The organism is Arthrobacter sp. TJ-170 (assembly GCF_058269305.1).
Window position 1 is genome coordinate 107,871 of sequence record NZ_JBZCNL010000002.1, and the last position, 13,925, is coordinate 121,795.

A 13,925-nucleotide genomic window follows, 5' to 3' on the forward strand; every position below is an offset into this window, starting at 1 on the left:
ACAAGCGTGGTTTCGGGTACTTGATGCTGTTTGTGCGCTACCGGCTATGCGCTTCGCAGCGCCCTGTCACTCATTGACTTGGCGCCGCGGCTGATCGCCAGCGTCCCGGACTGCACTATTTCGCGGATGCCGAACGGCTCGAGCACTGACAAGAGGGCTGTGAGCTTTTCGGCGGTGCCGGTGGCTTCGATGATCAGCGAGTCTGTGGACACGTCAACCACTGAAGCACGGAACAAATCTGCTGCCTGGGTTACCTGCAGCCGTGTTGCGGCATCCGCACGGACCTTGACCAGGATGTGGTCGCGCTGCACGGAAGATTCGGGAACAAGCTCGACGATCTTGATGACGTTGATGAGCTTGTTCAGTTGTTTGGTGACCTGCTCGAGCAGGTCACCCTCTGCTTCGACCACAACCGTGATCCGGGACATTCCGGTCACTTCAGTGGGGCCGACAGCGAGCGAGTTGATGTTGAAGGCGCGCCGTGCGAACAGGCTGGCAACGCGTGTCAGAACGCCCGGGACGTCCTCGACCAGAACGGATAGGGTATGACGGGCCATGGTTAGTCCTCCTGCTCCCAGTCCGGGGTCAAGTTGCGGGCAATCTGGATAAGGTCGTTGCTGACGCCGGCGGGCACCATGGGCCAGACCATCGAGTCCCGGCTGACGACGAAGTCGACGACGACGGGACGGTCGTTGATCTCGAGCGCCTGCTGGATGGTGGCATCGATGTCCTCGTCCCGCTCGCAACGCAGTCCGGCGCAGCCATAGGCGTCGGCCAGCTTCACGAAGTCGGGGACGCGAACCGTGTTGTGCCCGGTGTTCAGATCGGTGTTGGAGTAACGGCCCTCGTAGAACAGGGTCTGCCACTGACGCACCATGCCCAGGGACGAATTATTGATCACCGCCACCTTGATGGGGATGTTGTTGATGACACAGGTGGCAAGCTCCTGGTTGGTCATCTGGAAGCAGCCGTCGCCGTCGATCGCCCACACCACCCGGTCCGGGTCTCCGATCTTGGCGCCCATGGCTGCGGGCACCGCGTATCCCATGGTGCCCAGGCCGCCCGAGTTGAGCCAGGCGTGCGGACGCTCGTACTTGATGAACTGTGCTGCCCACATCTGGTGCTGACCGACGCCCGCCGCGTAGATGCCTTCAGGGCCGGTGAGCTCACCAATGCGCTGGATGACGTGTTGCGGGGCGGAAAGTCCGTCGTCGGGCTGGGTGAACCCGATGGGGTAGCTCTGGCGGAGGCGGTTCAGCACGGTCCACCAGGCGCTGTAGTCAGGAGCACCGGAGGCGGTGAACTGCTCACGCAGGGCAGCGGTGAATTCCGGAATGATTTCCTTTACCGAACCGACGATCGGTACGTCCGCGGTGCGGTTCTTCGAGATTTCCGCCGGGTCGATGTCTGCGTGGATGACCTTGGCGCCGGGCGCGAAGCTCGACAGTACACCGGTCACGCGGTCGTCGAAGCGGGCGCCCAGCGTGATCAGCAGGTCCGACTGCTGCAGAGCGGTCACGGCGGAAACCGAGCCGTGCATCCCCGGCATGCCGACGTGCTGCGGGTGGGAGTCGGGGAACACGCCGCGGGCCATCAGGGTGGTGACAACAGGTGCGCCGACGAGTTCGGCCAGTTCCAGCAGCTCAGCAGCTGCACGTGCCTTGACCACACCGCCGCCCACGTAGAACACCGGTCGTTCGGACGCCATGATGAGCCGGGCCGCCTCACGGACCTGCTTGGAGTGACCCCGTACAACCGTGCGGTACCCGGGGATATCGATTTTCGGCGGCCAGGAGAAGGTCATCGACCCCACCTGGGCATCCTTGGCGATGTCCACCAGCACCGGCCCGGGGCGGCCGGTGGACGCAATGTGGAACGCCTCGGCAAGGACCCGCGGGATGTCCTGCGACTTGGTCACAAGGTAGGAATGCTTGGTGATCGGCATGGTGATGCCGACGATGTCTGCTTCCTGGAAAGCATCGGATCCGATGACGGCGCTGGAGACCTGGCCGGTGATGGCGACCATCGGCACGGAATCCATGTGTGCGTCGGCGATTGCGGTGACCAGGTTGGTGGCGCCGGGACCTGACGTTGCAATGCATACGCCCGGGCGGTCCGTCACCATCGCATAGCCCTGCGCAGCGTGGCCGGCGCCCTGTTCGTGACGAACGAGGATGTGCCTGAGCTTGGTGGAAGCCATCAGCGGGTCATACGTCGGGAGGATGGCACCCCCCGGAAGGCCAAAGATGTCATCTACGCCGAGTTCCTCGAGAGCGCGGACAATCGCCTCGGAACCGGTCATCTGGGTGGGCGGCACCACCCGGTTGGGTCCGAGGACGGGGCTGACGTGCGCAGTCGCAGCGTCCCTACCCGACTGCTGGCCGGGCGCCGCCGGGGCGGGTTGTTTGGCTGCCATCAGCGCTGGGCTAATGGGCGATCCCTTGGACATCCTTGAACTTCCTTTTGTATCCAGCACAGCGTGACCGCTGCGCAAATGTTCTGCGCGTTGTGTTCGGTGGGAACAAAAAAACCCCTCAGCCTGGTGGGCTCTGCGAGGGGTTTGCGCGTGACGTAGAAGTACCAGTCGGGGCTTTAGGCCACGCGCTTGGTAACTAGGACTACGGATACGAGCTGCATACCTGTAGTTTTCACTCCCCCGCGAAGAGTGTCAACAGCGCCTCCCCGCGTCTCACTATATGGACAGGCGTTCCAGTTACTGGACTGTAACTGAAGGCTACGACAGCCGCGCGTGGCCGCCGTCGTAGCCTTCGGTCCTGCTACCGGAACGAGAGCGGAACTAGCCGCAGTATGCGCCCTCGGAAGCCGAGTGCACCAGCTTCGCGTACTTCGCCAACACTCCCCTGGTGTACCGGGCGGGAAGCGGCTCCCAGCCGATCTTCCGGCGCTCCAGTTCCTCGGGCTCGACCAGCAGGTCGAAGGTCTTGTTCGGGATGTCAGCCCGGATCCGGTCGCCGTCCTCGACGAACGCGATAGGGCCGCCGTCCACTGCCTCCGGTGCGACGTGGCCGATGCACAGGCCGGTGGTGCCGCCCGAGAACCTTCCGTCCGTCAGCAGGAGCACGTCCTTGCCGAGGCCGGCACCCTTGATCGCGCCGGTGATGGCCAGCATCTCCCGCATCCCGGGACCGCCCTTGGGCCCCTCATAGCGAATAACGACGACGTCGCCCGCCTTCACTTCGCCGGCGGCGAGCGCCAGGAGGGCTCCCTGTTCGCGCTCGAAGACACGAGCGGTACCCTCAAACACCTCGGCGTCGAAGCCGGCTGTCTTCACGACAGCGCCCTCAGGAGCGAGTGATCCCCGCAGGACGGTCAGGCCGCCGGTCTTGTGGATGGGGTTGTCCAGCGCGCGCAGGATCTTGCCGTCAAGGTCCGGCGGATTGATCGACTCAAGATTCTCGGCCAGGGTCTTGCCGGTCACGGTCATCACATCGCCGTGCAGGAGCCCGGCGTCAAGAAGCGCGCGCATGATGACGGGCACGCCGCCGATCTTGTCCACGTCGGTCATCACGTAACGGCCGAACGGCTTCAGGTCTCCCAGGTGCGGGACCCGGTCACCGATGCGGTTGAAATCATCGAGCGTCAGGTCGACGTCGGCCTCACGGGCAATCGCGAGCAGGTGCAGGACCGCGTTCGTTGATCCGCCGAAGGCCATGGTGACCGCAATGGCGTTCTCAAACGCCTTCTTGGTCATGATGTCGCGGGCCGTGATACCGAGCCGCAGCAGGTTGACAACCGCCTCGCCCGACTTGCGGGCGAACTCGTCCCGACGCCGGTCGGCTGACGGTGGCGCGGCAGAACCCGGGAGGGACATACCGAGCGCCTCGCCGATGCACGCCATGGTGTTCGCGGTGTACATGCCCCCGCATGCACCCTCGCCCGGGCAGATGGCGCGCTCGATGCGGTCGAGGTCCCCCTTGGACATCTTTCCCGCTGCACACGCTCCAACGGCTTCGAAGGCGTCAATAAGCGTGACTTCCTTCTCGGTGCCGTCTTCCAGCTTCACCCAGCCGGGCATGATCGAGCCCGCGTACAGGAAAACGCTTGAGAGGTTCAGGCGGGCAGCCGCCATGAGCATGCCCGGCAGGGACTTGTCGCAGCCTGCCAGCAGGACCGAGCCGTCTATGCGCTCGGCCTCCATCACGGTCTCCACGGAGTCCGCAATGACTTCACGGGACACGAGCGAGAAGTGCATTCCTTCATGGCCCATGGAAATGCCGTCAGAGACCGAGATGGTTCCGAACTGCATGGGGAAACCGCCGCCTGCGTGTACGCCTTCCTTGGCCCCCTGGGCCAGCCGGTTCAGCGAGAGATTGCAGGGCGTGATCTCATTCCACGAACTTGCGACGCCGATCTGGGGCTTGACGAAGTCGTCATCGCCCATCCCCACCGCCCGCAGCATGCCGCGGGCGGGCGCCCGCTCCATGCCGTCTGTGACCGCACGGCTTCTCGGCTTGATATCTGGTGTTGCTTTGGCTTCGCTATCCACGCTCATGGGTAAAAGTCTAGGCCCGCCGCGACACCGCCTCGTGCGTGTGACCCACCTATTACAGGACTCCCGGAAGGCGTCCTGTCTCGCACCCCGGCAAAATTAGCTTCCAAAGGGCTCCGAAGAACGCCGGCCTCTTCATCGGGTAGGGTGGTCGGCGCGGACCTTGTGCGGCCGGCCAACGGCGGCCGCATCCTGACCAGCCGTCCCGCGGGCACATCCCCTATCCAGGCTCATGACATGACCCCCCAGTTGCCGCACGCCTCATACAACGAGCCCGACAGCGACGCCCTGAAATCGATACTGAGGGGGATTTTTGATTCCCAGATCCTGAATTACGGTGACTACAACCTGGTCTTCGCCGTGAACGAGCGTCGCGAGGGAAGGGACTCAAATGGGGTCCGGATCAATAAACCGAGGTATTACGTGATCGGTTACCGCTGGCAGCCGGCGGAGATTATGGTGGCGCCCGTCAACGGCCAGACCCTCACCGGCGGCGGCGTCCCGGTGGAGCTGAACATGACCAACCTCTCCCATGCCATTCAGTTGGCGGACGGCGATTACGAGGTCGGCACCAGCACGGGCAGAACGTTCCGCTTCGGAGTGCAGCCGGAAGTGATCTTCAAACCTGCGCCGGACAAGGAACTTCGGCTCGAACAGACGAACGACTGCGCCGACTTCGAACTCTTCATGCACGCTTTCATCGCGATGGCGTAGGCGTTACCCCTCAGTGCGGTCGGTCCCCCACGGCCCCGGCACCACCAGGTTGACCGGCTCCTGACCGGCAGCGAGCGCTTCGAGCTGCTTCCGCAGCAGCCGCACGATCCGCGGCCAGAACGCGCCGGTGTTTCCGCCGTTGTGAGGAGTGATAATCGCATTGTCCGCACCCCAGAGTGGGTGATCGGCAGGGATGGGTTCGGGGTCGAAGACGTCCACGGCGGCGCATAGGCGTCCGCTGACGACCTCCGCCGTGAGCGCGTCCGAGTCCACCACGGGTCCGCGTGCCACATTGACCACGAGGGCGCCGTCGGGCAGAGCTGCGAGCACTTCGCTGCCCACCAGGCCGCGGGTGGAGTCCGACAGCGGAGTAATGATGATCAGCACATCGTGATCTGCCGCCAGTTCAATGAGCTCGTCGCTGCTGTGCACCTGTCCGCGTTCATCCGACCGTGCACTGCTTCCGACCCTCGTGAGCTCAACCTCGAAAGCGTCGAGGCGCCTGGCGATTTCTTCTCCGATACCGCCGACTCCAAGCAGCAGTACCCTGCGATCGGCGAGGCCAGGGAAGCGCCCCGGCTTCCACACACCCTCGCGCTGATTGCGTACCGCGACATCAATACCGCGAAGTGACGCGATGGCCAGGCCGATCGCCATCTCGGCGGTGGCCGCCGCATGGACTCCAGCGGCGCTGCACACGGCGACGCCGTCCCCCGCCATTTCCGGCACGCCCTCGTATCCAGTGGACTGGGTCTGTACCAGCTTGAGCGCCGGAGCTGCCTGCAGCTGATCGCTGAGATCGCCCCTGGACATGTACGGCAGGACCGCAACGTCGATGTCCTGCAGGTCCGCACCGACCGGCGGGGTCTGAAAGTCCCACACGGCAAGGTTGATTCCTTCAGGAACAGGCTGAAGGGCTTCCAGGAGATCGTGATCGGGCACTGTGACGGTACGGATAGAAGGAGCTGTCATCCGACCAGCGTATCGACAGCGAAGGACCGCCGGGGCCTGGTGACCACTGCTTCCCGTGTCCCGCTGAGCGGATGCGCTTATGGACAGCCGTTTTCCGCCGTCGTAACGTTCTAGTCATGCGGGCCGCACGGGATGGAAAGCGGGACAGTGGGATGGACCCAGTACTCTGGGCCCTGCTCATCGGCTCCGCGGTGCTGGCTGTCCTGTGGTACCGGAACCGGCCGGAGCCGGCTCAGAGCGCGGCCCGGAATGAGTGGACGCTAACGCCGGCTGAGACCGTGATCCCCTCTACTGGCAGGAAACAGTGACGGTGTGCCGCCCCGGGTGGTCCATCAGACGTGCCGCGGTCATTGCCACAGCATTCGGCATGCTCGCCGGTCTCACTGCGTGCAACGGTGGGCCGGGATCCGACCCGGTCATCCAGCAACCCGACCCTTCACAGACCACGGCGGGCGCATCCGCCACGGAGTCCGTTCAACCGGAGGCAGACCCGACAGTCACAGCCGAACTGGTGACCGGCCTCGGCAGCCCCTGGGCCATGGCGGTGCTGCCGGACGGAAGCCTCATTGTCACTGAGCGGGATACCGCGGAGGTTAAGCGGATCGTCGACGGTGAGGTTGAAGTCATCGGCGTGGTGGAAGACGCAGTCGCTGCCGGCGGTGAGGGTGGACTGTTGGGTGTTGCGGTGCCGCCCGACTTCACTGAGGATCCGCGCCTCTACCTGTACTACACGAGCCCGGACGACAACCGGATCGTCACCATGGCCTATGACCAGGACGGCCTGGGGACTATGGAAGAGATCCTGACCGGGATCCCGAAGGCCAGCATCCACAACGGAGGGCGCATCAAATTCGGCCCGGACGGGTATCTCTACGTCGGTACCGGGGACGCAGCGAACGCAGACAACGCCCAGGACCAGACGAGCCTCGGCGGGAAGATCCTTCGGCTGCGCGCCGACGGTGCACCTGCACCGGATAATCCGTTCGGCTCTGCGGTTTATTCTTTGGGTCACCGCAATGTGCAGGGTCTGGACTGGGACTCTGATGGCCGACTCTGGGCGAGCGAGTTCGGCCCGGATCGCGATGACGAACTGAATCTCATTGTGCCCGGCGGCAACTATGGGTGGCCTGCTGTCACCGGGGCCCCGGGAGATAGCGACTTCATCGACGCTAAGGTCGTGTGGCCGTCCACCGCCACCTCGTCGCCGAGCGGCATGGCCATTGTCAATGATGTCGCCTTCATCGGCGGGCTGCGGGGTGAAAGATTGTGGCGGGTTCCCTTGGCCGGTACCTCCGTTGGAGAGCCGGTGAGCTACTTCGAGGGGACTTACGGACGGTTGCGGGACACGATTACGGGGGGTGACGGCGAGCTGTTGATAGCGACCAACGAAGGCGGCGGTTCCCGCATCCTGCGGGTGGAAGTGGACTAGCTCACATCCGGCCTCCCGATTTCAATTTTCCGTCAGAGTGCTGGTACAGTTTAGTGCTGTTGCGGAACGCGGTAGGACCGGATTTCGCAGGCACCTCTAGCTCAACTGGCAGAGCAATTGACTCTTAATCAATGGGTTCCGGGTTCGAGTCCCGGGGGGTGCACAGAGAAAAAATCCTCCTGTCGGGCGTACCGACGGGAGGATTTTTTATACTTTTCGGGCAGATTCGTTCAAGGGCAACCGATGACTCACCGGTTGCCCGTGAACGAATGAAGCTATTCCGCTCCTAGTTTTCCTGCTGGCCCCGACGGGTCGCGGGAGCCTGCTAATCCTTACTCAGCGCAGGCTCCAGCAAGCCCACCTGCGGCACACCGGAACCCGGCGTCGCAACATCCCAGCTCCAGCGCGGAGCGCCAAGATCGCGAATGACGCCCTGAAGGTGTGATCTCAGTTCGTTCGATACGAGTCCCTCACCGGGGATGAGCGTACGCTCGACGTCCTGGGCTTCGCTGAGGACCCGACGTCCGGCCGGCGTGATGGAGACAGCATGGCTTCGACGGTCAACATCACTGCGTGTCCGGACGATATGTCCCCGCACTTCGAGGCGGGAGAGCGTCTTGCCCATAGTCTGTGCTTGTACACGAACAAGTTGCGCGAGGTTGGCCTGCGTCATGGCACCCTGGGATTCCAGGACCCCAAGTGCGATCACTCCGGCATGCGTGACGCCGATGGAAACCAAACGTTCATTCCACGCATGCTCCACCAACCGAGCGGCCGTCGTCAGTAGTCGACCTGTCGGCCATTGCTCGAGATCCGGCATCTGCTAAAAACTTCCTTCCGCCCCACGCTGCCTCGTGCAGCCTCGCTGGGGACCTACAAATCCACCCCCATATGATAGCTACGGCCGAAGCCATAACTCGGACGAGTTGCACGGCTGATGCACAATTGAGACCGAAAAGAGAGGCTCGTATGTCAGAACGACTCCAGGCCGGGGACCGCGCACCCGACTTCACACTCCAGTCGGCGGACGGCTCCACCGTTTCGCTCGGCGACTTCGCGGGAGAGAACGTCGTCGTCTATTTTTACCCGGCGGCAGCAACACCGGGCTGCACCACTCAAGCCTGCGATTTCCGGGACAACCTCGCCTCGCTGGGCTCAGCGGGCTACAAGGTCGTCGGCATCTCCCCTGACTCAGAGACCAAGCTCCGCTCCTTCACCGAAAACGAGGCGCTTACCTTTCCGCTGCTCTCTGACCCTGACCACGCAGTGGCCGAGGCTTGGGGAGCCTGGGGCGAGAAAAAGAACTATGGGAAGACCTACGAGGGTCTCATCCGCTCCTCCGTCGTAGTGGATGGATCGGGTCATGTTGCATTGGCGCAGTACAACGTGAGGGCCACCGGACATGTCGCTAAATTGCGCCGCGATCTGGGGCTCAGCTGACCGACCCGCGATCGGCTCGTAACCAGGAACTGAACGCCGACTGAACTGAGTACAATGGAGCGTGCGTTGGCCGGTTTCGGCAAGTCAGCGCACCTATGCGCGAGTGGCGAAATTGGCAGACGCGCTGGATTTAGGTTCCAGTGTCTTCGGACGTGGGGGTTCGAGTCCCCCCTTGCGCACCAGTGATTGCGGTCGTCTCAGACGCCGAACATGTGGACCCCCGGCCTTGGGCCGGGGGTCCACTGCTTTAACGCCCGGCGGTTGCCCTCCTGCGGCCTCGCGATCACCCTTCCCGGATAGCTCCCACACAATTTCTTTTCATCCTCACCCATCCACCGACATTTCCCAGCCGAAGTAAGCGTGAGACACCTGCACGGTGTGTTCGTCCGGAAATTAGACCGCCGCGTTTGACGTGAGGTCGGAATCTTTAAAGGAGAATTGAAATGGAACTTCTGAAGCGCAGGAACCTTTCCGTACTCGGTGTCGCAGCTGTCGCCATGTTCGGCCTGGCTGCATGTGGCGGCGGCGAAGAAGCAGCTACCGGCGATACGGGGACCACCGAATCGACGACGACGGAGTCCTCCGAGGCTGAGATGACTGAAGAGTCGACGGATGAGGCAATGGATCCCGCCGCAAATCTGGTGGGTCCCGCTTGTGAGGATTATGCAGCACAGGTTCCGGATGGAGCAGGCTCCGTTTCCGGCATGGCCGAGGATCCCGTGGCCACTGCTGCCTCGAACAACCCGCTGCTTACCCAGCTGACTGCGGCTGTTTCCGGCGAACTCAACCCCGAGGTTGATCTTGTCGACACCCTCAACGGTGGCGAGTTCACGGTCTTCGCACCGGTTGATGAAGCCTTCGAGGCACTTGATGCCGAGACGGTAGAGGCTCTGAAGACAGATGCAGACCTCCTCAGCGGCATCCTTACCTACCACGTGGTTGAGGGCCAGATGGCTCCCGATGAGGTGGCCGGAACCCACACCACCGTCAACGGTGCTGAGCTGATGGTCGAGGGCGAAGGCGACTCCATCACGGTCGGCGAAGAGAATGCGGCCGTGATCTGCGGCGGCGTCCAGACCGCCAATGCCACGGTGTACCTGATCGACGCCATCCTGATGCCCCCGGCCGAGTAATTCCTCGGACTATCTCGTCGAGCAATGGACTGAATAATCAAGCCAGCCAAGTAGGCTAAGCGATTCAGTCCAGCAATAGAGCCAGATTATTAGGGCGCGTATTTGGCCCGCGTAAAAGGCAAAACAATCATGCGAGAAATCGCTCGATATAAAACCCCTGATTCGAATCCTCTAATCTGTTTCAGGGATACGGCGGGTATCTGCACCTCTGTGCAGATACCCGCCTTCATCGTCTCGAAGCTCCCACCTCCCCGGTGCCACGATCAGCCGCCGTCCAGCCTCGTGACCTACACTGGATATTCCGTCCGCAGTCCTTGCCCACTGCACGCGCGCCCAGAGGAGACCATGCCAGCGAGCCCCACGCACCGCCGTCGTCGGCTGTCGATGCCACTGCGCGCGCTGGCGGCCGCTACAGCTCTCGGGCTCACCGCGTGCACTGCCGGAACTCCCATAGCTACGCCGACGATGGCGCCCGCCACCTCGACGGAACCGTCGGCATCGGTCGGAGACACCACCACCGGTACGTTTTCCTTCGGCGCCGCCGCGGATCCTACCGGCCTGGACCCGGCACTTGCGTCAGACACCGAGTCGTTCCGGGTCACACGGCAGGTACTCGAAGGCCTTGTCGGGATCGACCCGCTCACCTCTGAACCGGTTCCGCTTCTGGCCACATCGTGGGAGGAACGGAACGAAGGCCGGGCCTACGCCTTTGAGCTGCGCAAGAACGTGAGCTTTCATGACGGCCAACCATTCAACGCGGCGGCCGTCTGCGCCAACTTCGAGCGCTGGTACACGATGCCTCCGGAGACCCGCACGGCGGTTGCATCTATCGCCTTCAAGTCGGTATTCAAGGCATTTTCGGACGCACCCGGGGAGTCTGTCTTCGACTCCTGCCAGCCTCTCGGCGAGCATAAGGTGCTCATCCGGCTCACCGGGCGCCTGACCTCGTTCATTCCGGCCCTTGCACTGCCGGCCTTCGGCATGGCCTCCCCGCAGGCGCTTGAGGAGCTCAACGCCAATGAGCTGACTGTGGAGAAGGATGGCAGGCAGCTCTCGGAGTTCGCACTCAGCCCGGTGGGTACGGGACCGTTCACCTTCGAGGCGTGGTCCGAGGACGGGGTGATCCTGAACGCCTATGACGATTACTGGGGTTCACCGGGGGAAATACAGACCGTGACATTCCGGACGATTCCCCGCCCGGATGCACGCCTTCGTGCGCTGTTGGGTGGAGATATTGACGGCTACGACCTTGTGACCGTGGACAACGCCGCTGAGCTTGCCAGACAGGGCCAGCAGATCCTCCAACGCGACCCCTATTCCGTGCTCTACCTCGGGATGAACCACGACTTCCCTGGAGTCGACGATGCACTGTTCAGGCAGGCGGTTGCCCACGCCATCGACAAGTCAGCCCTCATCGAGGGCCGCTTCCTGGACGGCACAAGCCCGGCAACGCAATTCACCCCGCCGAAACTCGGCGTAACCAACGAAGAAATCACCGACTACGAGTACAACCCGGAGCGTGCAAGGGAACTTCTGGATGAGGCCGGGTATGACGGGGAGCCTCTCCCCTTCCATTACCCCCGCAACATCTCCCGCCCATACCTCTCCTCCCCCGAGAAGGTCTATGCCGAGCTAAGCCGCCAGCTCACAGCGTCCGGGTTCAACCTTCAGCCCGTCCCCACGGAATGGTCACAGGGCTACATTGAGACCGTCCAGAACGATGACAACCGGGCCTTCCACCTGCTCGGCTGGAGTGGAAGCTACCAGGATCCTGACAACTTCGTCGGGGTGCTCTTCGGAAGTTACGGCGAAGAGTTCGCCTTCCGCGACAACCAGCTCTTCAGCAAGGTCGCACGCGCCGTCACCCTGCCCAACGGGGATGAACGCACAGCCGCTTACCGGGACATCAACGAAAGTATCGCCGTCGACGTTCCGGCGGTTCCGCTCGCCTTCCCCATCTCGGCCGCGGTGGTCTCCCCGCGGGTGCTCAGTTACCCCGTGAGCCCGGTTATGCACGAGGTGTTCAACAACATTGACCTCGCCGATGTCGAGCAGCCCACCCCTTCGAAAGGCAGCTGAACAGGGAACTGGGCATGCAGCTCAACTGGGACGAGGATCACGCCGCCGCCAGGGCGTTCAAATTTAGGGAACACCACCGCCAGAGGCTACGCTTCAAGGGCTAGCGCCCTTGCTATTGGAGACCCATCGTGACTGCTGAGAGCCAGGCGGGAAAGCCCGCGAACCACACTGACGTCGTTCTTATTGGCGGCGGAATCATGAGTGCCACCCTCGGTGCGTTCCTCAAGCAACTGCAGCCGGACTGGGGCATCACTCTTTTCGAGCGGCTCGACCGGGCCGGACTGGAAAGTTCAGACCCCTGGAATAACGCCGGAACCGGCCACGCAGCACTGTGCGAGCTCAACTACGCGCCGGCCGGCAAGGACGGCTCGGTTGATCCGTCCAAGGCCATCGCCATCAACGAGCAGTTCCAGGTCTCCCGCCAGTTCTGGGCGCACATGGTCTCGAACGGACATCTCGGCGATCCGGGCACCTTCATCAACGCTGTACCGCACATGAGCTTTGTGTGGGGCGAAGGCAACGTGGAGTACCTCCGCCGCCGGTATGAGGCTCTCCGCACGCAGCCGCTCTTCAAGTCGATGGAGTTCGCAACGGACCACTCCGCCATTGCCGAGTGGGCTCCGCTCATCGTGAAGGAACGCAATCCCTCACAGCACGTGGCAGCATCGCGGGTGGCCGGTGGAACCGACGTCGACTTCGGCGCTCTCACGCGCGGCCTCACAGCCTATCTCGGTGAGAACGACGTCGACCTCCGCTACGGACACGACGTCACGAACCTTTCCAAGACTTCGCAGAACCGCTGGGATGTCACGGTGCGAAACCGTGCAACCGGCGAGGAGCACACGGTCAACACCCGCTTCGTGTTTATCGGCGCCGGTGGCGGCGCGCTGCACCTGCTCCAGAAGAGCGGGATCCCTGAAGGGCGAGGATTCGCCGGGTTCCCGGTCTCCGGTCAATTCCTGCGCTGCACCAACCCGGATACCGTCAACCAGCACAGTGCCAAGGTGTACGGGCAGGCGTCGGTCGGTGCACCGCCCATGTCCGTGCCGCACCTTGACACCCGCTACGTCAACGGCGAACGGTCATTATTGTTCGGTCCGTACGCGGGGTTCTCCACCAAGTTCCTCAAGCGCGGATCGCTGCTGGACCTGCCGACCTCAATTCGACCGTCCAATCTCGTGCCCATGCTCGCAGTAGGCAAGGACAACATTCCGCTCACCAAGTACCTCATCAGCGAGGTGCTCAAGAAGCGGGAGGCGAAGAACGAGTACCTCAAGGAGTTCGTACCGTCGGCCGATGGCAACCGGTGGGAACTGATCACTGCGGGGCAGCGTGTACAGGTCATCAAGAAGGCACCCGGGAAGGGCGGCGTCCTGCAGTTCGGCACCGAGATCATCACCTCGGCTGACGGCACTGTCGGCGCCCTGCTGGGTGCATCCCCAGGAGCATCGACCGCGGCACCGATCATGATCGAGCTGATGCGCCGGTGCTTCCCCGGACAGCTTGCTGGCTGGGAGCCCAAACTGAAGGAAATGATCCCCGGGTACGGCACGAAGCTCAATGAGAATGAGTCTCTCGCCGATGATGTCCAGTCAATGACCGACAGGGTGCTGGGGCTCAAGTAGACCGCGGCGCCACCAGGACTGGT

11 protein-coding genes and 2 tRNA genes are annotated in these 13,925 nt (G+C 62.9%); 8 read left to right on the forward strand and 5 right to left on the reverse strand.

Features of this window, described 5'->3' with window-relative positions; translation table 11 throughout:
* Positions 1-44 precede the first annotated feature (44 nt).
* From ilvN to ilvD, 3 genes are all read right to left on the reverse strand, one after another.
* Entirely contained in the window at positions 45-557 is a 513-nt protein-coding gene (gene ilvN / locus AC4D1W_RS04460; RefSeq protein WP_490889057.1) for an acetolactate synthase small subunit, read from the reverse strand.
* 2 nt (positions 558-559) lie between these two features.
* Positions 560-2,449, reverse strand: coding sequence for an acetolactate synthase large subunit (locus AC4D1W_RS04465; protein WP_490889059.1), 1,890 nt, complete (start codon positions 2,447-2,449; stop codon positions 560-562).
* A gap of 348 nt (positions 2,450-2,797) precedes the next feature.
* Positions 2,798-4,513: a dihydroxy-acid dehydratase gene (gene ilvD / locus AC4D1W_RS04470; RefSeq protein ID WP_490889061.1), complete on the reverse strand. Its 1,716-nt coding sequence runs from the start codon at positions 4,511-4,513 to the stop codon at positions 2,798-2,800.
* Positions 4,514-4,747: 234 nt separating this feature from the next.
* On the opposite strand from ilvD, the gene AC4D1W_RS04475 reads away from it, so the two are divergent.
* Entirely contained in the window at positions 4,748-5,224 is a 477-nt protein-coding gene (locus tag AC4D1W_RS04475; protein WP_490897946.1) for a hypothetical protein, read from the forward strand.
* Positions 5,225-5,227: 3 nt separating this feature from the next.
* Here the strand turns inward: AC4D1W_RS04475 and AC4D1W_RS04480 are convergent, their stop codons facing one another.
* The gene (locus tag AC4D1W_RS04480) at positions 5,228-6,196 is read right to left on the reverse strand and encodes a 2-hydroxyacid dehydrogenase (RefSeq protein ID WP_490897947.1); all 969 of its coding nucleotides are present in this window, start codon (positions 6,194-6,196) and stop codon (positions 5,228-5,230) included.
* 304 nt (positions 6,197-6,500) lie between these two features.
* Between AC4D1W_RS04480 and AC4D1W_RS04485 the strand changes: the two genes are divergently transcribed.
* Together AC4D1W_RS04485 and AC4D1W_RS04490 are read left to right on the forward strand one after the other, a co-directional pair.
* The gene (locus AC4D1W_RS04485; protein ID WP_490889067.1) at positions 6,501-7,625 is read left to right on the forward strand and encodes a PQQ-dependent sugar dehydrogenase; all 1,125 of its coding nucleotides are present in this window, start codon (positions 6,501-6,503) and stop codon (positions 7,623-7,625) included.
* A gap of 90 nt (positions 7,626-7,715) precedes the next feature.
* A tRNA-Lys gene (locus AC4D1W_RS04490) sits at positions 7,716-7,788 on the forward strand.
* A 162-nt stretch (positions 7,789-7,950) separates the two neighbouring features.
* Here AC4D1W_RS04490 and AC4D1W_RS04495 read toward each other — a convergent pair.
* The gene (locus AC4D1W_RS04495) at positions 7,951-8,445 is read right to left on the reverse strand and encodes a MarR family winged helix-turn-helix transcriptional regulator (protein WP_490889069.1); all 495 of its coding nucleotides are present in this window, start codon (positions 8,443-8,445) and stop codon (positions 7,951-7,953) included.
* 149 nt (positions 8,446-8,594) lie between these two features.
* On the opposite strand from AC4D1W_RS04495, the gene bcp reads away from it, so the two are divergent.
* The 5 genes from bcp to AC4D1W_RS04520 all read left to right on the forward strand — a co-directional run bounded on the left by bcp (position 8,595) and on the right by AC4D1W_RS04520 (position 13,902).
* Positions 8,595-9,065: a thioredoxin-dependent thiol peroxidase gene (gene bcp / locus AC4D1W_RS04500; RefSeq protein WP_490897948.1), complete on the forward strand. Its 471-nt coding sequence runs from the start codon at positions 8,595-8,597 to the stop codon at positions 9,063-9,065.
* Positions 9,066-9,162: 97 nt separating this feature from the next.
* Positions 9,163-9,247 (forward strand) — tRNA-Leu (locus AC4D1W_RS04505).
* Between the two features lie 261 nt (positions 9,248-9,508).
* A complete protein-coding gene (locus AC4D1W_RS04510; protein WP_490889072.1) occupies positions 9,509-10,198 on the forward strand; it encodes a fasciclin domain-containing protein in 690 nt (229 codons plus the stop codon).
* 345 nt (positions 10,199-10,543) lie between these two features.
* Complete coding sequence (locus AC4D1W_RS04515) at positions 10,544-12,277, forward strand: ABC transporter substrate-binding protein (protein ID WP_490897949.1); 1,734 nt, start codon at positions 10,544-10,546, stop codon at positions 12,275-12,277.
* Between the two features lie 128 nt (positions 12,278-12,405).
* Positions 12,406-13,902, forward strand: coding sequence for a malate:quinone oxidoreductase (locus AC4D1W_RS04520; protein WP_490897950.1), 1,497 nt, complete (start codon positions 12,406-12,408; stop codon positions 13,900-13,902).
* The last annotated feature ends 23 nt before the right edge of the window (positions 13,903-13,925 follow it).

Coding starts and splice junctions, on each gene's coding strand:
- AC4D1W_RS04465 (WP_490889059.1), bottom strand. CDS start 2,449: ATGTCCAAGGGATCGCCCATTAGCCCAGCGCTGATGGCAGCCAAACAA.
- AC4D1W_RS04480 (WP_490897947.1), bottom strand. CDS start 6,196: ATGACAGCTCCTTCTATCCGTACCGTCACAGTGCCCGATCACGATCTC.
- bcp (WP_490897948.1), top strand. CDS start 8,595: ATGTCAGAACGACTCCAGGCCGGGGACCGCGCACCCGACTTCACACTC.
- AC4D1W_RS04475 (WP_490897946.1), top strand. CDS start 4,748: ATGACCCCCCAGTTGCCGCACGCCTCATACAACGAGCCCGACAGCGAC.
- ilvN (WP_490889057.1), bottom strand. CDS start 557: ATGGCCCGTCATACCCTATCCGTTCTGGTCGAGGACGTCCCGGGCGTT.
- AC4D1W_RS04495 (WP_490889069.1), bottom strand. CDS start 8,445: ATGCCGGATCTCGAGCAATGGCCGACAGGTCGACTACTGACGACGGCC.
- AC4D1W_RS04515 (WP_490897949.1), top strand. CDS start 10,544: ATGCCAGCGAGCCCCACGCACCGCCGTCGTCGGCTGTCGATGCCACTG.
- ilvD (WP_490889061.1), bottom strand. CDS start 4,513: ATGAGCGTGGATAGCGAAGCCAAAGCAACACCAGATATCAAGCCGAGA.
- AC4D1W_RS04510 (WP_490889072.1), top strand. CDS start 9,509: ATGGAACTTCTGAAGCGCAGGAACCTTTCCGTACTCGGTGTCGCAGCT.